This window comes from Pseudoalteromonas sp. SR44-5 (assembly GCF_014163675.1).
GTDB classification, from domain to species: domain Bacteria; phylum Pseudomonadota; class Gammaproteobacteria; order Enterobacterales; family Alteromonadaceae; genus Pseudoalteromonas; species Pseudoalteromonas rhizosphaerae.
The window spans coordinates 30,163-52,048 of record NZ_JACJDT010000023.1 but is presented as its reverse complement, the minus strand read 5'-3'; the positions used below and the strand labels follow the sequence as shown (position 1 = coordinate 52,048).

Below are 21,886 nucleotides of genomic sequence, written 5' to 3'. Positions count from 1 at the left end.
GCTAGGTTGATTACTATTAAGTGGTAAATAATTACACGATGCTTTTATATCAAGAGATCCGCAATTACATTCATACGCTGCTGCAAAAAGATGCAATTTCAGCAGGTCATAAATTACCTTCAGAGCGGGAGTTACAACATCAATTTAACTCCACTCGAATTACTGTCCGTGAAGCTTTGCTCAGGCTGGAAGCAGAAGGTTTAATATTTAGTCAAAAACGTAAAGGATGGTTTGTCACTCCTAAAAAACTAATGTGGCACCCAGCAACAAAAGTTAACTTTTACGAGCTTGCAAAACAACAAGGATTTGCAGCAAAAACCGAACTTATTGAATCGAAAAAAATAACCAATATTGATTTAAAAAATTTAGTGAATGCCCCTACTTTGCACCATCTTCAGCGGGTGCGTAGCTTAGACAACCGTGCTGTTATGTTTGAGCATATATACTGTGATGCTGAACGCTTTTCTGAGCTCGAATTTCATCCTCTTGATACATCTATAACCGATATCATGTCCAAACAATACGCCACTAATGTAGTTAAAGAGCAGAGCGTTATTAGTATCACAGTGCTGCCCGATGAAATAAGTAACCTTCTTGAAAAAAACAGCGGTACCCCCTGTTTAAAAGTCATCCGTCAACGCTTCGATGAAAGCCAAGTGCTCGTCGATTATAATATTGAATATTGGCTACATAATGCAATTGAAATGGTAGTTGAAGGGCAATAAAAAAGCGGTGTTTAAAACCAATTAAACACCGCTTTCACGGGTGAACACATTAAGCCTAATTTTTCCAATATTGATTTTTTTCTATTGCCTCGAGTAAACGAAGTATGTCTATTTCACTTACTTCGCCGATATTCCCTATTCGGAAACAATCAGCATTGGAGACTTTGCCAGGATAAATAACAAAACCCTCTTGCTTTAAGGCAGTGTAAAATAATTTAAAATCATAACGCTCAGATGTAGGTGAAATAAATGAGGTAATGATTGGGGAATGTTTTTGCTCATTTAATAGTGGCTCAAAGCCTAGTTTTTCCATACCTGCCACTAAGGATTTTTGGCTGCGAGTATATCGGTTAAAACGGGCTGTGATACCACCTTCTTCTTCGAGTTCGAGTAGCGCTTGGTAAAATGCGCGAACAACATGAGTAGGTGAGGTAAAGCGCCATTTGCCGCCGTTTTTTTCCATACACAACCATTGCTGATATAAATCTAAAGACAATGAACGAGCTATCCCCTCACTATGCTCAATAGTGCTATACTTACACACTACAAAGCCAAAGCCTGGGACTCCCTGTATGCATTTGTTTGATGAGCTAATCATCACATCAATATGCCAATCAGCTAAATCAAACGGGATCCCGCCAAAGCTGCTCATGGCATCAACAATAAAGACTTTTTGATATTTTTTAGTAAGTAATCCGACTTCTTGAATAGGATTAAGCATACCTGTGGTTGTTTCACAATGAACCATTACAACATGGGTGATATCAGGGTCGTTATTTAAAACAGTGTCAATTTCCTCAATATTCGGAAGTACAGTTTCAGGGTAATTTAAAACATGGTACTCAATTGCTAGATAATCTGCGATTTCTGCGATACGTTCACCGTACGCACCATTATTAATTACAAGTAGCTTGCCTGCTTGTGGGATAATACTCCCTATTGCAGACTCTACACTTGCCGTGCCACTGCCTTGCATTAATACACTGGTATAGCCAGGTTTTGATGTTGCTAATGACACTAATTTTCTGCGAATGGTCTGCACTATGTCACGATTATAATCATCATCCCACGTGCACCAATCTTTAAGCATTGCTTGTTTCACCGTTTGAGACGTGGTTAGTGGCCCTGGTGTTAATAATAAGTAGTTATTCATGAATCATCCATACAATCTGGTCTGGTCTAGTCCAGTAATTATTAAAGATTTCATGGACAAAAAACAGTGAAACTTTTATGACATCCTCTTATTCTATTATTAAAGCGGCAACTGCTATTCCATTAAGTCAGCTCACGCTGATTTTGGTAGCGACCTTCCTATTACAATAAACAGCAGTTGCAAGCTTAAAACGTAAAAAACTAAACAGCGATTAAACTCTTCTTCAACCGCCACAAACATTTCAACTATAAAGTAACCCTTTGTTGTATATCTGCAAGTGATCGAGCCTCATTGACCGAAAGCGCATGATTAAAAAATAATAAATCAGCAACTGAAATATCTATCTCAGTGTTTAATAAATTATAATTACCCTCTCCCCCCTCACCAATATTAATAGGGAATTCTGAAGCTATTGACTTCACATTTGGCGCAGCAACATGTGCCACCTGAAAACCAAGCGTTTCGTCATTTATGTACAAACTAATCTCAGCGGTGACTAGATCGTAGGTGGCTATTACATACATCCATTGGTTATGAACATAAGGCAAACTAATATCAGCTCTATTTGACCCATCTCCAATGTTAAATTTCATAGTGCTATTAGTTGCTGAAAGTGTAAAACCTGGGTTTAAACCACTCTGCCAATCTTTATTAGAGATAATATTTGGATCACTACTTATATCGCCATTTACTTTTAACCAAAAACCAACAGAACCCTGCAAATTACTCTCTAAATTAGTAGGCGCTGATAGATAGCCATTTTGTCTATTGATATTAATAGCCTGACCACTATTAAGAGGGCCTAATTCAAATGTGACTAGCGGTTCATTGCCGGCGATATAGTCAAAAGGTGTTATTTCTGAATCAAATGAAGCGTGTAACAGTACTTTTTTTAGAATCAAACTAATTGGCACAAGTTCGCCCAAGCTAAAATTAGCTAATGTAGTTAAGCTATTGCCTGTGTTTGGTACTACTTTATACATAATGCGCTTAGTGCCTTCACCTAATGTATCAATAGAAAGCAAATCATCGTAAAAATGATCAGAGGCAGCCACTTCCGCAATTTTTACATCATCACGATATAAGGTCACGGTTTCAACCTCTTTTGCTACTCGCCAATTAAGTGTAATCACAGCCTCATCTGAACGATGTTGCTTTATTTGTATAAAGGTATTTTTTACACCCACTTTGCCAATTAACGACGGACTAGAAAACTGTTGCTCAGGCTTAATTTGATACCCTAAAAAGCTCAGAGCTGTTGGAGCAATAGCAGTAATACCGGGGTAACCCATTAATGCATTTTGTCCCTCACTAGCGAGACTAAACTGTGTATCGTTGTTAGCAAATAACTCATTCATTATCTCCGGCTTGTTTGTGCCTATAAGTGATGTTCTTTCTTCAACACTATCACCACCATGCCCACCACTTTTTACATGACCATGGTCGGAAACAACCATCACCAACCAATTTTCGTTAAGGTTAACTTCTCGATATTCAATTGCATCTAGGATACGCCCAAGGTGTAAATCTGTATCTTTTAAGGATTGCTCATACGCTTCACACCAACCACAAGCATGGCCAGCACCATCGATTTCATCTAAATGTGTGAAAATAAAATCTAAATTAGAATCAGGATCAGTTAACTCAGCTACTAACTTTGTTGTGATAAATGTATCTAAAGGGGTATCTTCAGGGCGTTGTACCCCTTCGATTTGTTGTTTTACGTAGGGCATAGCATTTTTGGCATGCCCTTGGTTAATAGGAGTCCATGCAACATAACTTGCCATGTCAATAGTGTTATCTTCATTATAGAGGTGTTCAAAAATACTAGCTGATAACGTAGGTTGATTGTTATTGGACGCAACACCATGCCCATCTACCCATTGCCCTGTCAAGATTGATGACCAAGAAGGGCCAGAGGAAGTAGCTTGATGGCTGTGGCTACCAAGGTAACCTCCATTGAACGCTTTGCTGATCGTTAATCTAGAAAAATTTTCTAGTATCGGTTCATTTATTTCCTCATTATCTATGTCGTCAACATAATCGAACATCAATCCATCGATACCTAAAACCAGAACTTTTTTTACAGGTTCAACGGTTTCAATAGTTGTTACTTCCTCTTTAGTCGTATTGTTATCGTTACAACCAACTAATGAAAATACCGCAATACTACAAAGGCTTATCACTTTAAGGTTAAATGGAGCAATTCTAAAATTCATACATATCCTTAATTTAGGTTAATTCAACTGGTCTAGTCCAGATAGATTATTGATATAAAATATGAAAGTTTGAGGTTACTTTGATGACGTTCCGATGACTAACTGAAAGCTGTAACTGTGTTCACTATCAAAAAAAGGGCCTTGCGGCCCTTCAAAAGATAAATAACGTAGGAGAAGTTATTTAAAAACGGTATTCGGCGCCTAAATAATAATAAGCACCGTTAAAACCAAATGGTGCAGAACGACGTGAATATTCAAATACACCTGTTGAACTGACGATTGTATTGCCTGACGCGTCTACAATTGTGCCTGAGCGTGAGTTACCTATTTCATTCTTATCAGGATAAACATCAAACAAATTATTGGCGCCAATATTTATCGATAGGTTATCGGTAACAAAGTAGTTAATTTTTACATCTGTCAGAATTTCAGCACCGTACGTTTGGCGGCCACCATCTTCGACAGTGTATTCACCGTAACGATTCAGCGATAAATTAACCGTCCAGTCTTCAAGGCGATAAAGAGCACTTAAATTAACCCTGTCTTGAGGTTGCCACTCTTCGATAATTGATGTCTCTTGCGATGAAAAAACATCTTCAACAGGAATAGTTTCTAAACCACTGCCTGCAGGAGTGAATAAATCAACCACATCGGTTTCTGTAAAGTTAGCAGCAAGGGTAAAATCAAGCGTGCCACCTAACCCTTCAGTATTCCAGGTTGCAACGAAATCCACACCTTGCGTTTCGGTATCTGCACCATTTAAGAAAAACTGCCCTGCACCTGCGCCAGAACTAACCAATGCAGCATCTAGCGTTGATGACAACCCTTTACCTAAACGGTTACTGATCACAATACGGTCGTCAATATCAATTGAATAATAATCAACGGTAACATTAATATTATCCGTCACGTTATACACAATACCTAAGCTCATGTTTTGTGACTTTTCTTCTTTAAGTTTTGGAATACCAATACTCTGTGCAAGTGTGCTGTCGTTTCTAAAAGTACCAACTTCTTCTGCAATTAGATCGCCGTTCGGGCCCACCACAAATTGCGTGCTGATATTATTAAAGTACAGTTGTTGCATCGATGGCGCTCTAAAGCCGGTACTCACCGCACCACGTAACGATACATCATCAGTTACAGACCAATTACCCGCAAGTTTAAAATTAACTGTATCACCAAAACCTTTATAGTTATCGTAACGTAGCGCGCCTGAGAGAATAACATCATCAATAATATAAGTTTCAGCATCTACGTAAAATGAAATCACATCACGTGATTCATCAACCGATGAATCAGGCGAAGAGCCACCAAAACCTTGAGTCCCACCGGCAGCATTTTCACTGCCAATACCACCGCTCATACCATCGTAAATATTAACACCGTTATTTGTATCATAATCACGATAAGCGTATTCACTACCTTCTAAAATGCGGTATTCATCGGTGCGAAGCTCGGCACCCATTGCCAGTGAAAAATTATCATAGTCTTGTGTAAAATCAAGATTGATTGTTTGCAGTGATAACTCCATGCCATACGCATACGCTTGGCGAGGAATAGTGGCACGAATATCATCAGCACTTAAACCTTGATCATAACGTAATAAATTAGCGTATGAACCATTGATAGTGTCACTAGTGGTATAATCGATGCTGTTTTCACCATAGGTGTATGACAGGTCAAGACTAGAGCTATTATCAAACTCTTTTTTAAAGCCAAAGTTATACGATATATCATCAATGGTGGTGTTGATCATTGGCAAGAAGCCCATCGGGATCACCGCATCACCATCTTGTAAAACAGGGTTGCCATCAGCATTGGCATTATGACGGAAAAACGCTGCTGACTCGTTATCGCGACTTGAATAAGTAATAAAACCATAAAGCTCACCACCAGCAAGTTCATAACCTGTATTTACTGTCAGTGCAAACTGTTGTGAGTCCGCATCACCAATTCTAAACGTATTTCGAGGTGCGGTGAGTTCGCGAGGGTCGCCTGCTAAATATGTACCATCAGCAAGCTCTGTACATCCATAAAACTGACACGAGCCATGTAAACCGGCACGATTCGTTGGGGCTCTATCACGATAATTCAACGTAGTATTTAAGTAGCCGTCATCGCCTAAAGCAAAGCCTTTGTTAAAATCAATATTGACAGTTTCACCATCACCTTCAGAATATTGACCATAGTTAATCGCTGCTTTACCGCCCTCATCGGCATCTTTGAGTACAATGTTGATAACACCTGCGATTGCATCAGAGCCATATTGTGCAGCCGCACCATCACGTAACACTTCAATACGTTTAATTGATGCCGCAGGGATTGCATTCATATCAGTACCCGCTGTTCCACGCCCTACAGAGGTATTTATATGGATGATACTGGCTTGATGACGACGTTTGCCATTGATCAACACTAATGTCTGATCTGGTCCTAAACCACGTAATGTTGCAGGACGCAAAGCATCAGTACCATCACTGATTGAAGAACTGGAAAAGTTAAATGAAGGGGCAATTGATTGCAACATCCGGCCAACTTCTGTTTGCCCTGTATTCTCAAGTGCTTCAGCACTTAAAATATCAACGGGTACTGGTAAGTCTTCGACCGAACGCCCTGCTACACGGCTACCAACGATGGCGATTTTTTCAATATTTTCTTGAGCGGCTTGTTCTTGTGCATTAGCAACTTGGCTATTGGTTGCCATTAAAAGTGGTATTACAGCAGCACTGACCCCTGAAAGCTTTCTCATGTTGTTATCATTCCTATTGATTTGTTTGAGTTTTATACTCAGTAAACCATTTTGATCAACAACCGCATCGAGTTCAGTATTTTTCAGCATTGTACTAAGCGCTTCTAACTGAGTGTAATAACCATACACTGATTGAGCTTGGTATTGTTTTGCTAAGTCAAACGAAAAAACCACGGTTTGTTCTGTTTGTTTTGCAAACTCTATCAATGCTTGATCTGCTCGCTGCGCTTTTATATCAAATTGTACCATCTGTGGATTTGCAGCCTCAGCCTGAACATTTAGGCTAAATACTAAAGGTGCTAATACAATTAACCCACAAATTGGATACGTTTGGTTACTGCGCAACTTATACAAACAGTTGAGAAAGAATAATCCGCTATGCAATCCTATTTTTTTATTAATTATTTTTTTACTTTTTATATTTACCATTGTAACTTCTGACACTTTAAATCAAAGAGCAAGCATAAGCTTAGCTGTGATCACCGTGTTTTAGGCTTACGATATGTTCACCTAAACGTTCATGCTCAATGGCTAAATTGATGCGCAGGCTATCAAGTAAACCGATAATATCACCGGCTTTAAACACCCCAGCCACTTTTAAAGAAGCTAATGCAGGATCAGCAAGTTCAAAACGCGTTGCGGTATAGCGACTCACTTCTTGCAGTGCTTCGCTTAACGACTCGCCATTAAAAATTAGCATACCTTGTTGCCATGCCAGATCCCGTTGTACATCATCTTGTGTTAACCGTTTGATTGGCTTAGTAATGCTTTCTTTAATTAATGCTTTTTCGCCAGAGATAACAATACTAGCATTAATTTTTTTCACACTGTCGGTATCATTACTAGCACTTTGCAATTGAACAAAATCATCAGCATTTACTGCAACCGAAGGATCCGTGATCATCACTTTACCCTCAGTAACAACCAACTCAAGATCCGATGCTGCATTACGTTGGACATTAAAAACAGTCCCCAGTGCGGTAAATGACTTATCGCCCGCCATCACCGTAAATGGACGTGCGGCATCTTTAGCAACATTAAAACGCCCTTCGCCTCGACTTAAAATCAGTTGTCGGCGGTTTTTTGTATACGCAACTTCTAATAAGCTATTGGTATTTAATTGCACTATCGTACTATCTGGTAGCACAAACGTTGCTTGCTCACCGACTTTAGTACGGTAAATTTTACTGTACTTGGCTTGTTCTTGTGGTGTTGTTGGCCACTGTTCAATACCAACAAATATAAAGCTGGCAACTAGCAATGCGGCAAAGACACTTGCCGCAATCGAAAAATTAATTTCTCTGCGGGCAGGCTTATTGATGCTATTTTTATTGGGAAATAAGCTACTCAACTCATTTAATACGCTCAGTTCATCCCATAACTGGGCTAACTCAAATACCGCATCTTGATGAGCTTTATTTTGTTGCACCCAGTGCTGAAATTGCATACGTTCTTGCTTTGATAAGCCCCTATCCATAGCACTTATCCAACGACTGGCATCTGCTTGAATAGCATCTTTAGACGAAAATTGATGAATATTACTCATTTTCCCACCCTCCTGGCAGGTTCAATAGTGGCACTGCTGTGCTCACCTAACTGCTCATGTTGCTGCATGTAGCGCATAGATTGTAACAGACCTTTGGCAATATGTTTTTCAACCGTACTTTCACTTAACTTCATTTGCGCTGCGATTTCTTTTTGGCTCATGCCATATACTTTCTTTAAAATAAAACATTTTCGCACTGGCTGGCTTAGTTGCTCAGTAGCACGGCAAAACAGTAAAAAGCGCTCTTTTGAGGTCACTTCATCCTCAAGCTGCATAGATCGCAACGACTGCTGATAATCATCAGAGGTATCTAATGAATCGCAATGCTGATTATCCCATTTAGCAATATGGTTAAGCGCCAAATGCTTGGCAGTCTTTAGCATATAACTGCGCGTATATTTAATATCTTGTTTTAAATCAGCCTGATAGCTCTTAACAAAGGTTTCTTGTACTATATCTTCCACGTCATCTGGTTGTACAATCCGCGAAACAAAACGTCGCAACTGTGAAGACAGATCAATAAATGTTGTAGATAATGTCGGCTTGCGCGTCATTATTAACTTTACCCTTGCTATTATTATTACGCCTAGGGTACGAGTTTTAGCGCCAATTACAAGGCAATTTGTTAATTTTGTGGTTATTAAAGCAGTTTCGCTAACAAAGCACTTACAGCACGTCATAATTAAGCTATTGTCATACAAAACAATGACTTCATTATTTTATAAACAGCTTTATTGCGGGGCGCATAAAAGCGCTCAATTATTTAGTTATTAAACTAAATTACGCTTTAAAAACCACGGTTGCTGCGACTTGGTTCATATAGCCCTAATATGTTCTACACTCTTTAAAATGCAATGAAAAAAATAAACACCAGCATATACCTGTAAAAATTTAAGGTATACACTCGTATTTAACTAAGCTAAATGGATTAAGCACCACGTAAGTCAAGCTGATGATAAAATCAACAGAATGTCATGCTATTAGCTTATAAAATGTTACATATTATTTATACTTAACAATTGGAACTGTGGAGTAACCATGCGTCTGTCTTTCGCACCATCAAAATTATCTTTATTCTTATTTACCTCGGCTTCGTTGTTTCTACAAGGTTGTAGTGAAGCACCTAAAGCCGAACAAGCAGCAATGCATCCAGCAGCTGTGGCAACAACCATAGCAACCTATGAAGATGCCCCATTCACTATTGAACTACCGGCAACCTTATCAGGTTCTAAAGAAGTTCAAGTACGTGCCAGAGTAACGGGGATCCTAGAATCTCGTAACTTTGATGAAGGCCAGACAGTTAAGCAAGGTCAGTCACTTTTCACTGTGGATTTAGCCCCCTATCAATTGGCGGTTGAAAGCGCGCAAGCAGCTCTTAATGGTGCAAAAGCATCTTTAGTGCAAGCCGAACGTGAAGTGAAACGATTAGCCAAACTACGTGCTGAAAAATCAGTCTCACAACGGGATTATGATAACGCCAGCTCCACCCAAGATATTGCTAACACGACGTTAGAGGCCGCGAAAGTTGCATTAAAAGAAGCCCAACTGAATTTAGAATATGCGCAAGTAAAAGCACCTGTCGCTGGAGTGGTGGGCCGTGAATTTGTGTCGGTAGGTACTTTTGTATCAGGTCCCGATCTATTATTAACGCAAATTACCCAGTTTGATCCTATTCGTTTACGATTTGGTATTTCTGAGCGTGAACAATTACAAATGCGTCAAGATGTTGCAAATGGCTCATTATCGCTGCCAGAAAAAGGTCAGTGGCACACGAGCATTAAATTGCAAGACGGTTCACTCTCCAATAAAAGTGGCAAAGTTAACTTCTCCGATGTACGTATTAATCCAAATACCGGCACCAGCGAACTACAAGCAATTATCCCCAACACTGATTTTGAACTTCGTCCAGGTCAATTTGTGCGAGTGATGTTAAGTGGTGCGGTACGCAAAAATGCATTTGTAATACCGCAACGTGCGGTACTTGATAATGGCACTGGTAAATTTGTTTATGTAGTCGCTAAAAATGAACAAGGCGGCACGATTGCGCGCCCAGCTCCCGTTGAAGTAGGTGAGTGGATCCAAAAGCCAGATAATCAAGGTGATAAAAACTTTTGGTTGATTAAATCAGGCATACAGCAAGGCGATGAAGTGATCATCGATGGTATGGCAAAGATTTTCTTTCCAGGCATGCCAGTGGCCGTTAACAATGCAACAAACAACGTAAGCGCAGAATAGGCGCAGGGAGTTTTATGTTTTCTCGTTATTTTATCGACAGACCTATTTTTGCGTTTGTGATCTCAATTGTTATTGTGCTGGCGGGCCTGGCTGCCATGCGCAGCTTGCCGATCGCCCAATACCCTGAAATTGCCCCACCCGTTGTGCAAGTGACAGCAGCCTATCCGGGTGCGTCGGCTGAAGTACTCGAACAAACCGTAGCCGCGCCGATTGAAAATGCGATTACCGGTGTTGAAGGCATGATGTATATGTCTTCAACCTCGACCAGCTCTGGTGCAACAACCATTGAAATAACGTTTGAAATTGGCACCGATATTGACCAAGCAGCAGTTAACGTCAATAACCGTGTAAAGCAAGTTGAAGCTCGTTTACCTGAAGAAACACGGCGCCAAGGCGTGGTGGTGCAAAAAGGTTCATCGAGTTTTTTGCAAGTTCATGCGTTTTATTCACCGGACGGCACTCGTGATAGTCTATGGACTTCAAACTATGTCACCCTGAATATTTTAGACCGTATTAAACGTGTTCCTGGTACAACGAGTGTACAAATTTTTGGTGCGAAAGATTACGCCATGCGTATTTGGCTGCGCCCTGATGTAATGAGTCAGCTCGGTGTTACTGTTGAAGAAGTCGCAGGGGCAGTTCGCAGCCAAAACTCTCAATATGCAGCCGGTTCGATTGGTGCAACCCCCACTTCACAATCAGCGCAAGAGCTGGTTTACAGTGTTACCGCTCAAGGGCGTTTATCAGAGCCTGAACAATTTGAAGAAATCATTATTCGTTCAAACCTTGATGGCAGTAGCTTACGTTTAAAAGACATTGCCCGTGTTGAACTTGGTGCAAAAGATTATAACTTCAGAGGCACTATCAACGGCAAAGAAGCTGTACTATTAGGTATTTTCCTACAACCTGGTGCCAATGCACTTGATGTAGCAGCAGAAGTTAATGGCGTATTAGCAGAGTTAACTCAGCAATTTCCCACTGGACTTGCTCACTTAAATTCGTACGATACCACCCGTTTTGTTGAAGTCTCGATCCGCGAAGTAGTGAAAACACTACTTGAAGCAATGGTACTGGTTTTCTTAGTGGTGTTCTTATTTTTACAAAATTGGCGCGCCACACTGATCCCAACTCTTGCCGTACCGGTGTCATTACTTGGTACGTTTGCTGGCATGTATATGCTTGGTTATTCTATTAACTCATTGACTTTATTTGGTATGGTACTGTCTATTGGTATCGTAGTGGATGACGCCATAGTGGTACTTGAAAACGTAGAGCGTATCATGCACGAAGAGCATGTGAGCGCCCATGAAGCCGCAATAAAAGCGATGAAAGAAGTATCAGGACCTGTTGTTGCTATTGTTCTAGTACTTTGCTCAGTGTTTGTGCCAATTGCATTTCTAGGTGGCTTAACTGGCGAACTATTCCGTCAGTTTGCGATCACCATTTCAATTGCTGTGAGCTTATCTGGCATAGTTGCACTAACAATGACCCCTGCTTTATGTGTGCTTATTTTAAAACAAGAGCATAAACAAACCGCAAGCTTCTTTTTATGGTTCAACCGTGTATTTACTAAAATAACCAGTAAGTATGTGGGTGCTGTTGGTTTTATGGTGCGCCGAGGAGCATTAGGTTTATTGCTGATGATTGGTATGGTGTCAATTACCATTGGCCTTTGGAAAAGCACTCCAGGTTCATTAGTGCCTGATGAAGACCAAGGCTACTATATTTCAGCTATTTTCTTACCTGACGGCTCATCCCTTGAGCGTACAGAAAAAGTAGTGGCTGAAGTTATTAGCGCCGTACAATCTAATCCTGCCAATGAAAATGTGGTGGCATTTACAGGCTTTGATTTTATTGGCGGCGGTTATAAAAACAGTGCAGCCACCTTATTCGTCACCCAAAAACATTGGGATGAACGAGAGGTTGATACTAAAAGTTTGGTTAATGAGCTGTTTATGAAAACTGCGCATATCAACGAAGCACTTGTTTTAGCGTTTAACCCCCCTGCTATTTTTGGTTTAGGGAGCACTGGCGGATTTGAATTTTATATTCAAAACAAAGGCGCAGGTGGCCCAGAAAAACTGCAACAAGCCATGGGTTTAATGATGGCTGAAGCACAAAAAAGCCCTATTTTAAGTGGCCTACAAACGTTGTGGCGACCAAATGCACCGCAACTTAAAGTTGATGTAGATCGTGAACAAGCCCGCGCAATGGGCATTGAAATTGACGATGCATTTACAGCCCTTGCCGGTACACTGGGTACTTATTATGTGAACGACTTCAATAAGTTTGGCCGAGCTTGGCAAGTACTCATGTCAGCAGAAGCTGAATTTAGAATGAAGCCTGATGACATTGGACGAATTTATGTAAAAAACAGTCAAGGTACTATGGTCCCTATGTCTGCGTTTACGAATATTGAATATAGCCGCGGACCAGAAAATCTAAATCGTTATAATAACTTGCCTGCGGTAAAACTGCTCGGTAATGCTGCACCCGGTTACAGCTCTGGCCAAGCAATTGCTGAAGTTGAACGTATTGCAAAAGCAGTATTACCACCGGATATGACCTACGACTGGACCGGCTCTGCGTATCAAGAAAAACGCAGCTCAGGTACCACAGGAATTGCTTTAGGCCTTGCGGTGATCATGGTTTTCTTAATCCTTGCAGCACTATATGAGCGTTGGTCATTGCCACTATCGGTGATGCTAGCATTGCCATTTGGAACCTTTGGCGCATTGATATCAATCTGGTTAGTAGGCATGACTAACGATGTGTACTTCCAAATCGGCTTAGTGACCTTACTTGGTTTAGCCAGTAAAAATGCCATTTTGATTGTCGAATACGCATTGATGAAACATCAACAAGGTTGGAGCGCAAGCGCTGCAGCACTTGAAGCTGCCCGCCTTCGATTTAGACCCATCATCATGACTTCGATGGCCTTTATTTTAGGTGTAGTGCCATTAGTATTGAGCTCAGGCGCCGGTGCAGGTGCACGTCATAGCGTTGGTACTGGCGTTATGGGCGGCATGATGGCAGCAACCTTCCTTGCCGTGTTCTTTGTACCACTGTTCTTTTATTGGTTAACTGAGCGCAAACTTACTGAAAAACGCTCGCGAGCAGATTTATCCGATGAAATTGCAAGCCACCACAAGCGTGAACATGTCGACACCCAAGAGGGTAATTTATGATTTAAGCTCAGCTACAAAAATATAAGGGCAAACAGTGGTTTGCCCTTTTTTATGGTAATTTGATAACTAGCAATTTTATACTGTCGGCGCTACTATTAAACTATTGCGTCGAGGAGCCTTATGATGAATAGTGAAAAATTAACCGAGTTTGAGCAGTACTTTCAGATTGATGAAAGTAATCGAGTAAATTTATTTGCTGTTGACGATAGCAAAGTGCCTACTACTTTAGCGCAACTAGAAGCAGATATCCCACCGTTATTTAAATTGGCCAATGAGGTTAGTGAATTAGAGCAAAGCTCGTTAAGACCATTGCGTAGCCTTGGTGATTTGGCACAAGAACTTGCCGTATTTTTACAAGCACAATCGCGTAAAATCGACTTGATCATGAGCCATATATTGGCCTCAGAGCAGCCCGAAGATAACGCTATTTATTGTGATAGCTACGGCGGTGGCGGTGTCAAACTAACCGATACAAAAGTCTACTCTATTGGCCAAGCATTTCGCACTAAATTATTTTTACAGCATGAAGCCTCTGCTATTTATTGTTACACCGAGGTAGTTGCGGTTAATAAGATTGACGATGAACACTACCAATACACCCTACTTTTTAAAGCCATCCGCGATACTGATCAAGAACTTGTGGTACGTGCTAGTTTACATGCACAAACCAGACAACTGAAAAAGCGTCAGCTGCTGCAACATGAAAGCGATAACTTTGATAACCAAGACACAACAGAGCCAACAAAACCAGAATAATATAGATACTAGCAACCCTCATTTTGAAGTGGCTTGGCTATAGTTGAAATGCTAAACTAATAGCACCTTTGTTTGTTTATTAAATTCATGAACTTTAGACTTTTACCCGAATGGGCTGAGCAAGACGCCGTTATGCTCACTTGGCCACACCAAGCCACTGATTGGTGCGACAATTTAACCGCTGTAGAGCCTGTATACGTGCAATTATGTCAGCATATTTGTAATGCAGAGCAATTAGTGATCATCGCTCATGATGAAGCCTTAAAAACACACATTAGCCAATTATTGCGCAACAACGCTGTTGATTTGAGCCGCGTGCATTTTGTTGTTACTCCCTGTAACGATACGTGGGCACGTGATCATGGCCCATTAACCTGCGCCGCAGTTGCTGATAATAGCCAACTAAAAATTGTTGATTTTATCTTTAATGGCTGGGGTAATAAATTTACCAGTGAATTAGATAATAAAATTAATGCGGTACTGGTTAAACAACTTGCCGATACGCGCAATCAATACCAAGCGCTTGATTTAGTTCTTGAAGGTGGCGGTGTAGAGATTGATCAACACGGTGTACTATTGACCACCAGTGAATGTTTGCTTAATCCAAATCGTAATCCAAATCTAACCCAACAAGACATTGAACAGTGCTTGCGTGAACAACTTGGCGCCACCGACTTTTTATGGGTTGATCATGGCTATTTAGCCGGTGACGATACCGACAGTCATATCGACACTTTAGTGCGTTTTGCGCCTAATGATACCTTAGTGTATGTAAAGTGTGATGATAAAAATGACCAACACTTCAGCGCTCTTGATGCCATGGAAAAGCAGTTACAAGGTTTTAAAACAACAACAGGTAAACCTTATACCTTAATTGATTTACCATGGCCAAAAGCCGTATTTAATGATGATGGCGACAGGTTACCTGCCACCTACGCAAATTATTTAATCATTAATGGAGCTGTACTTGTGCCTATTTATGCTGATGCCAATGACGAATTAGCCTTAGCACAAATTCAAACGGCCTACCCTGAGCATCAAATAATAGGCGTAAACTGCTTACCAATTATTCATCAATTTGGTAGTTTACACTGCATTACTATGCAATTACCCCGTGGATTTTTAGCTGGAGCATCATTATGAGCAGCCCTGCAAATTTAACCGTTGCCTTAGTGCAGCAAAGTAACAGTGATAATGCCGCACAAAACATGGCAAAATCAATTGCCGGTATTCGCGATGCCGCAAGCCAAGGCGCACAACTGGTGGTGTTACAAGAATTACATCGCAGTCTGTACTTTTGTCAAACCGAAGATGTTGATGTATTTGATTTGGCAGAGACTATTCCTGGCCCAAGTAGCGACACTTTAGCTGAGCTTGCAAAAGAATTAAGCATTGTTATTGTTGCCTCTTTATTTGAAAAACGTGCCACAGGGCTTTATCACAATACTGCGGTAGTGCTTGAAAAAGACGGCACAATTGCGGGTAAATACCGTAAAATGCATATCCCTGACGATCCAGGCTTTTACGAAAAGTTTTATTTCACTCCGGGTGATTTAGGTTTCGAACCAATTCAAACTTCTGTCGGCAAACTTGGTGTCTTAGTGTGTTGGGATCAATGGTTTCCAGAGGCTGCGCGTTTAATGGCAATGGCCGGTGCTGAACTATTAATTTACCCAACCGCAATTGGCTGGGATCCACGTGATGACGAAGGCGAGAAAACACGTCAAAAAGATGCGTGGGTAATATCGCAACGCGCACATGCGGTTGCCAATGGCGTACCCGTGATTAGTTGTAATCGTGTCGGTCATGAAAGTGATCCAAGTGGTCAAAGTGAAGGTATTCAATTTTGGGGTAACTCGTTTATAGCGGGTCCTCAAGGTGAACTGCTAGCAGAAGCCAACAACACTGATGAGCAACTGTTACTTGTTGAACTTGATCAAAAGCGTTCTGAAAATGTAAGACGCATTTGGCCGTACCTACGCGACCGTCGTATAGATCATTACCACGATTTAACCAAAATATATCGCGATTAAGAATAAATTAGCGCCTCAGTTGAGGCGCATTAAAGGAGTAGTAAATGGCGTTTGCGCAATGGGCAGCCTTGCCTTGGGTAAAATCTCAAAAAGATAAAATTCAATGGGGGCAACTCACTGGCAGTGGTTTAAGTATTGCCATTGCACAAGGAGTTAAACAACAAGCTGGCTTAGTGCTTATTGTTACCCCTGATACACCCAGTGCATTGCGCCTTGAAACAGAGTTGGAGTGCTTGCTCCCCGAGCATCCAGTAATGATATTCCCTGATTGGGAAACGTTGCCTTACGATCATTTCTCACCCCATCAAGATATAATTTCATCGCGCTTAGCCACCTTAAATACTTTAAAAAAAGAACAACAAAGTGTATTAATTGTGCCTGTGTCTACCTTGATGCTACGTACCGCCCCTGCTTCGTTTATTTATGGTTCAACCATTAATTTTAAAGTCGGTGATATTCTCGATACCCACAAACTTCGCAGTAACTTAGAGCAAGCAGGCTATTTACATGTGCAACAAGTCATGGAGCATGGTGAATACGCCATTCGTGGCTCGATTGTTGATTTATACCCAATGGGCAGTCCGCATCCATTTAGACTCGATTTTCTTGATGACGAACTTGATACCATTCGTTTATTTGATGTTGAAAGCCAACGCTCGGATGAAAAAGTCGATAAAATTGAATTACTACCTGCTCATGAGTTCCCTACCAACGAAGCCGATGTTGAACGATTTAGAATAAACTACCGTGAAAAATTTGGTGCCAGCTCATCGCAAGATTCCGTGTATATGCAAGTGACCAAAGGCAATTGGCCTGCTGGTATCGAATATTATATGCCGCTGTTTTTTGAGCAATTAGCCACTATCTTTGATTACCTGCCAGATACTGCAACAGTGATGCAACTGGGAGATTTAGAAGATGCTGCGGAGCATTTTTGGCATGATATTAATGTGCGTTATGAAAACCGTCGAGTCGATCCACTGCGCCCGTTACTTGAGCCAGTTGCACTTTATCAACCCATTAATGAACTGTTTGAAAATTTAGGCAACTTTGCTCGCATTCGGTTATCGCAAGCAAAACTCGCGACAAAAGCAGGCAATAAAAATCTAGTCACCAGCGAGTTACCCGCAATACGCATTGATCATAAACTACATGAACCCTATCAAGCATTTATAAATTATGTAGCAGCGCAAAAGAAACAAAAAGGCCGTATCTTACTGTCAGTAGAATCCGATGGTCGCCGTGAATCTCTGCTCGCTATACTTAAACCCAGTGGCTTAAAGTTTAAAGAGTTTTCATCATTCGATGAATTTGTAAATAGTAGTAGCGATGTTGGCTTAATTGTCAGCCCACTAGAACAAAGTGTGGTACTTGGTACAAAGCCCGCATTATCCATTGTTACTGAACAAGAATTACTTGGCATTAAAGTATCGCAGCGTCGCCGTCGTAAACATAAATACGAAGCTAGCCAAGATGCGCTCATCCGTAACTTAGCTGAACTTAAAGTTGGCCAACCGATTGTACACTTGGATCATGGTGTAGGCCGCTACCAAGGTCTGCAAACGATTGATGCGGCGGGACTGATCACTGAGTTTGTAACCATTACCTATGCCAATGAAGCAAAGTTGTATGTGCCAGTGTCAGCCCTGCATATGCTCAGTCGTTATTCTGGTGGCGAAGAAGCCAGTGCACCGCTGCATAAACTGGGATCTGATGCTTGGGAAAAAGCGAAAAAACGCGCGGCGGAAAAGGTACGTGATGTGGCCGCTGAATTACTCGATATTTACGCCCAGCGCCAAGCAAAACCGGGGAATGCCTTTAAACTTGATGGTGCTGCTTATCGCGTCTTTAGCGATGGGTTTCCATTTGAGGAAACTGACGATCAGCGTAACGCTATCGAAGCTGTGCTAGGTGATATGCAAAGTAAACAAGCAATGGATAGGTTAGTCTGTGGTGATGTAGGTTTTGGCAAAACTGAAGTTGCGATGCGCGCCGCCTTTGTTGCTGTAAACGACAATAAACAAGTAGCCGTTTTAGTACCAACTACCTTGCTTGCACAACAACACTTTGAAAACTTTAAAGATCGATTTGCCGACTTACCCATTGAAGTCGGTGTGCTGTCTCGCTTTAATTCACCTAAAGAACAAAAAGACACCCTAGAAAAAATGGCTAAAGGTACCTTGGACATCGTCATTGGTACTCACAAATTGATCCAAGCCGATATTATATTTAAAGATCTTGGCTTGCTCATTGTCGATGAAGAACACCGGTTTGGGGTACGTCAAAAAGAGAAGATAAAATCACTGCGTGCCGATGTTGACATTTTAACACTCACTGCAACACCTATCCCACGTACATTAAATATGGCCATGAGTGGTATGCGTGATCTTTCAATCATCGCTACCCCTCCTGCAAAACGCTTAGCGGTTAAAACATTTGTTCGTCAACGCGATGCAGATTTGATCAGAGAGGCGGTATTGCGGGAAATAAAGCGTGGTGGCCAAGTATACTTTTTACATAATAACGTTGAAACTATTGACCGCGTGGCAGAAGAAATTAGTGAATGGGTACCTGAAGCAAGCGTCGCTTCTGCCCATGGCCAAATGCGCGAACGTGATTTAGAACAACTGATGAGCGAATTTTACCACCAGAAATACAACGTACTCGTATGTACTACCATCATTGAAACGGGAATTGATATCCCCACAGCCAACACAATTATTATGGATAGAGCCGATAAACTAGGCTTGGCGCAGTTACATCAGTTACGGGGTCGAGTTGGTCGCAGCCATCATCAAGCTTATGCTTACTTATTAACGGGTAATCCTAAAGGGCTGTCGAAAGATGCTGTAAAACGCCTTGAAGCCATCGAGTCACTGGAAGATTTAGGTGCCGGTTTTGCACTCGCAACCCACGATTTAGAGATCCGTGGTGCTGGTGAGTTGCTTGGTGATGATCAATCAGGACAAATGCAGACCATCGGCTTTAGCTTATATATGGAAATGCTTGAGCAAGCTGTGAAATCTCTTCGTGAAGGCAAAGAGCCTACCCTTGATAACTTGCTACAACAACAAAGTGAAGTGGACTTAAAATTAGCCGCTTTACTGCCTGAAGATTATATTCACGATGTAAATGCGCGACTAGGTATTTACAAACGGGTTGCCAGCTGCGCTAACCTAGATGATATGGACGAATTACAAGTTGAGCTGATTGATCGCTTCGGCCTGCTGCCTGATGCAACTAAAAACCTATTTAGTTTGCAACAACTGAAACTCAAAGCCAGCGAATTAGGCATTAAAAAAATTGAAGCAAATCCAAAAGGTGGCTATTTTGAGTTTAGTCAACATACTAAGGTTAACCCTAGCTTCATTATAGGTTTGATACAAAGTGCACCTAAGGTGTATAAAATGGATGGTGCAAATAAGTTGCGCTTTGCGATCGATGAGGCGAATGCCCGCGAACGCTTAAAAATGGTCACTGCAATGATTGCAGATTTCGAAAAAAAGGTTAGCCATTAATGTTGCTTAAAAAATCTCTTATCCTATTGTGTTGTGTATTTAGTAGCACAGCATTTGCAGAACGTTGGTTTGAAGTAGAAGTACTGATATTCAAACAGCGCCCTGCCCCTTATTTGCAAGAGGATTTTAGCTTAGACAAAGAGCAAATTAAGGCCAAGCGTAGCGTTGATTTACTGACACCACTTTATACTGCGCAAGCTAAACAGGAGTGTATCAACGGCGACACTCGCTTTAATTCACAGTCATTAACCGATTCTGTGATTGGTGCCAATCGCTCTAATTTATGTGATGGCAGTATTGACTTCCTACACAGTTACTCAGCACTGCCACTTAGCCCAATAGCGCCTGTTAAAGACGATATGGAGCAAACCTACTTACTTGCTCCCGAACAGCTACAATTTATATCACAACAGCAAGAGCTGGCGCGAAAAGGACTCAAGCCTATACTTCATACAGGATGGCGTTTTGAAGGTGCGAGCCAATCTCGCTCTGAAAGCATTAAACTGTTTGGCGGTAAATTATTACGCGCACCTGTGATTACACAAACGCCACAGTATACAAATAATGACTTTATTAGTTTAGTCAACACCAATCAGAGCATAGCCCCAGTAGTTGAACAAGCTGCGGATCAATGGGAGCTAGACGGTAGCTTTAATATTTACTTGCGCCATTATTTATTTATAAACGCCAGTTTTGATGTGAATGAAAGACAAGCCAACGGTGAAATCCAACACGCTCGGTTCGCACAATTCAAACGTGTTATAAGTGGCGACATTCATTATTTTGACCATCCTAAAATGGGCATGATTGTACAAATTAGAAAATTCAAACACTAAATAAAGGAAGATGACCGAATGAAAAAGCTTTTAATTATTGCTGCAGCATTAAGCCTAGCAGCTTGCTCAAAAGTAAGCTTAGAGAACTACGAAAAAATCGAAATTGGCATGGATAAAACTGCAGTAGAAGCTATTTTAGGCAGTGCTGATAATTGTGTTGAAAAAACCCTACACACAAATTGTACATGGGGCGATGACAGTAAAAACATTGAAATAACCTTAGTGTCAAACAAAGTATCTTTGTACAGTAAAACTGGTTTAGAAAAATAAACCATTGCAGTAGGTAGTAACAAACTTACTACCTACTGACTTAATGTTATTACCACCAATAAACAGGATAATGACGTTTAGGATTGCGTGATAAATTATTAACTAGCAACCCAACTAACAGCATAATTGTCGTACCAAACAACACAGGGCTAAGCACATAGTAATAACCAAGCTGTTGTATACCATTACCACCAATAACCGCAATCAATGCAGTAGCGCCACCGGGAGGATGCAAAGTACGTGTTAAGTGCATAACTGCAACTGATAATGATACAGCCAAAGCACTTGCCAACATTAAATCAGCAGTTAGCAGTTTTGCCACAGTCACACCTACCAACGCGCTGAGAGCATGACCGCCAATAAGATTGCGCGGCTGAGAAAACTCCGCTAATGGCGCACCGTAAACAAGCACTGCAGTTGCACCTAAAGAACCAATTAAAAATAAATTAGTTAACGGATCAAACTGTAAACTTTTACCAATTATAGCAACCAAATAAATGCCCAAAAATGACCCAAGTAAAGACCACATAATTTTACTCATTGGTTTACGTGGTGGACATTGACTGGTTGCGGCCATCCTGGAAATCAGAAAGCGCATATCACTTCCCCTCAAGCTGTGTAAAATGAGGGAGATAATACCTGATAGATAAGAAAA

At 41.1% G+C, this 21,886-nt stretch carries 15 protein-coding genes; 9 read left to right on the top strand and 6 right to left on the bottom strand.

The window, feature by feature from the left end; translation table 11 throughout:
• Nucleotides 1–38 precede the first annotated feature (38 nt).
• Nucleotides 39–725, top strand: a complete 687-nt coding sequence (locus H5154_RS13405; RefSeq protein WP_182718585.1) for a GntR family transcriptional regulator — start codon at nt 39–41, stop codon at nt 723–725.
• 55 nt (nt 726–780) lie between these two features.
• Here the strand turns inward: H5154_RS13405 and phnW are convergent, their stop codons facing one another.
• The 5 genes from phnW to H5154_RS13380 form a co-directional block, all read right to left on the bottom strand.
• The gene (gene phnW, locus H5154_RS13400) at nt 781–1,878 is read right to left on the bottom strand and encodes a 2-aminoethylphosphonate--pyruvate transaminase (protein ID WP_182718584.1); all 1,098 of its coding nucleotides are present in this window, start codon (nt 1,876–1,878) and stop codon (nt 781–783) included.
• A gap of 245 nt (nt 1,879–2,123) precedes the next feature.
• Nucleotides 2,124–4,097, bottom strand: a complete 1,974-nt coding sequence (locus tag H5154_RS13395) for an alkaline phosphatase family protein (RefSeq protein WP_182718583.1) — start codon at nt 4,095–4,097, stop codon at nt 2,124–2,126.
• Nucleotides 4,098–4,278: 181 nt separating this feature from the next.
• Nucleotides 4,279–7,278, bottom strand: coding sequence for a TonB-dependent receptor plug domain-containing protein (locus tag H5154_RS13390; protein ID WP_404936141.1), 3,000 nt, complete (start codon nt 7,276–7,278; stop codon nt 4,279–4,281).
• 40 nt (nt 7,279–7,318) lie between these two features.
• Nucleotides 7,319–8,395, bottom strand: a complete 1,077-nt coding sequence (locus H5154_RS13385; RefSeq protein WP_145233555.1) for a FecR family protein — start codon at nt 8,393–8,395, stop codon at nt 7,319–7,321.
• The gene (locus H5154_RS13380) at nt 8,392–8,949 is read right to left on the bottom strand and encodes an RNA polymerase sigma factor (RefSeq protein ID WP_145233553.1); all 558 of its coding nucleotides are present in this window, start codon (nt 8,947–8,949) and stop codon (nt 8,392–8,394) included. Before H5154_RS13380 ends, H5154_RS13385 begins: the two co-directional genes overlap by 4 nt.
• Nucleotides 8,950–9,433: 484 nt before the next feature.
• Between H5154_RS13380 and H5154_RS13375 the strand changes: the two genes are divergently transcribed.
• From H5154_RS13375 to H5154_RS13340, 8 genes are all read left to right on the top strand, one after another.
• A complete protein-coding gene (locus tag H5154_RS13375) occupies nt 9,434–10,630 on the top strand; it encodes an efflux RND transporter periplasmic adaptor subunit (RefSeq protein WP_182718582.1) in 1,197 nt (398 codons plus the stop codon).
• A gap of 14 nt (nt 10,631–10,644) precedes the next feature.
• On the top strand, nt 10,645–13,818 hold the full coding sequence (locus tag H5154_RS13370; RefSeq protein WP_182718581.1) for an efflux RND transporter permease subunit: 3,174 nt from the start codon (nt 10,645–10,647) through the stop codon (nt 13,816–13,818).
• A 123-nt stretch (nt 13,819–13,941) separates the two neighbouring features.
• Nucleotides 13,942–14,574 carry a PilZ domain-containing protein gene (locus tag H5154_RS13365; RefSeq protein ID WP_149982437.1) on the top strand — a complete coding sequence of 211 codons (633 nt, stop codon included), beginning with the start codon at nt 13,942–13,944 and terminating at the stop codon, nt 14,572–14,574.
• 87 nt (nt 14,575–14,661) lie between these two features.
• Nucleotides 14,662–15,717, top strand: coding sequence for an agmatine/peptidylarginine deiminase (locus tag H5154_RS13360; protein WP_182718580.1), 1,056 nt, complete (start codon nt 14,662–14,664; stop codon nt 15,715–15,717).
• Nucleotides 15,714–16,607, top strand: a complete 894-nt coding sequence (locus H5154_RS13355; protein ID WP_145233544.1) for a carbon-nitrogen hydrolase — start codon at nt 15,714–15,716, stop codon at nt 16,605–16,607. Before H5154_RS13360 ends, H5154_RS13355 begins: the two co-directional genes overlap by 4 nt.
• Nucleotides 16,608–16,651: 44 nt before the next feature.
• Nucleotides 16,652–20,125 carry a transcription-repair coupling factor gene (gene mfd, locus H5154_RS13350; RefSeq protein ID WP_182718579.1) on the top strand — a complete coding sequence of 1,158 codons (3,474 nt, stop codon included), beginning with the start codon at nt 16,652–16,654 and terminating at the stop codon, nt 20,123–20,125.
• Nucleotides 20,125–20,961, top strand: a complete 837-nt coding sequence (locus H5154_RS13345; protein ID WP_182718578.1) for a peptidoglycan binding protein CsiV — start codon at nt 20,125–20,127, stop codon at nt 20,959–20,961. Before mfd ends, H5154_RS13345 begins: the two co-directional genes overlap by 1 nt.
• A gap of 18 nt (nt 20,962–20,979) precedes the next feature.
• Nucleotides 20,980–21,231: a DUF3862 domain-containing protein gene (locus H5154_RS13340; RefSeq protein ID WP_149982381.1), complete on the top strand. Its 252-nt coding sequence runs from the start codon at nt 20,980–20,982 to the stop codon at nt 21,229–21,231.
• Between the two features lie 49 nt (nt 21,232–21,280).
• Here H5154_RS13340 and H5154_RS13335 read toward each other — a convergent pair whose 3' ends face one another.
• Nucleotides 21,281–21,829, bottom strand: a complete 549-nt coding sequence (locus H5154_RS13335; protein ID WP_149982382.1) for an HPP family protein — start codon at nt 21,827–21,829, stop codon at nt 21,281–21,283.
• Nucleotides 21,830–21,886 lie beyond the last annotated feature (57 nt).

Excerpts from the sequence above, each read along its gene's own strand:
- H5154_RS13405 (WP_182718585.1), top strand. The coding sequence starts at position 39 with ATGCTTTTATATCAAGAGATCCGCAATTACATTCATACGCTGCTGCAA.
- phnW (WP_182718584.1), bottom strand. The coding sequence starts at position 1,878 with ATGAATAACTACTTATTATTAACACCAGGGCCACTAACCACGTCTCAA.
- H5154_RS13395 (WP_182718583.1), bottom strand. The coding sequence starts at position 4,097 with ATGAATTTTAGAATTGCTCCATTTAACCTTAAAGTGATAAGCCTTTGT.
- H5154_RS13390 (WP_404936141.1), bottom strand. The coding sequence starts at position 7,278 with ATGGTAAATATAAAAAGTAAAAAAATAATTAATAAAAAAATAGGATTG.
- H5154_RS13385 (WP_145233555.1), bottom strand. The coding sequence starts at position 8,395 with ATGAGTAATATTCATCAATTTTCGTCTAAAGATGCTATTCAAGCAGAT.
- H5154_RS13380 (WP_145233553.1), bottom strand. The coding sequence starts at position 8,949 with ATGACGCGCAAGCCGACATTATCTACAACATTTATTGATCTGTCTTCA.
- H5154_RS13375 (WP_182718582.1), top strand. The coding sequence starts at position 9,434 with ATGCGTCTGTCTTTCGCACCATCAAAATTATCTTTATTCTTATTTACC.
- H5154_RS13370 (WP_182718581.1), top strand. The coding sequence starts at position 10,645 with ATGTTTTCTCGTTATTTTATCGACAGACCTATTTTTGCGTTTGTGATC.
- H5154_RS13365 (WP_149982437.1), top strand. The coding sequence starts at position 13,942 with ATGAATAGTGAAAAATTAACCGAGTTTGAGCAGTACTTTCAGATTGAT.
- H5154_RS13360 (WP_182718580.1), top strand. The coding sequence starts at position 14,662 with ATGAACTTTAGACTTTTACCCGAATGGGCTGAGCAAGACGCCGTTATG.
- H5154_RS13355 (WP_145233544.1), top strand. The coding sequence starts at position 15,714 with ATGAGCAGCCCTGCAAATTTAACCGTTGCCTTAGTGCAGCAAAGTAAC.
- mfd (WP_182718579.1), top strand. The coding sequence starts at position 16,652 with ATGGCGTTTGCGCAATGGGCAGCCTTGCCTTGGGTAAAATCTCAAAAA.
- H5154_RS13345 (WP_182718578.1), top strand. The coding sequence starts at position 20,125 with ATGTTGCTTAAAAAATCTCTTATCCTATTGTGTTGTGTATTTAGTAGC.
- H5154_RS13340 (WP_149982381.1), top strand. The coding sequence starts at position 20,980 with ATGAAAAAGCTTTTAATTATTGCTGCAGCATTAAGCCTAGCAGCTTGC.
- H5154_RS13335 (WP_149982382.1), bottom strand. The coding sequence starts at position 21,829 with ATGCGCTTTCTGATTTCCAGGATGGCCGCAACCAGTCAATGTCCACCA.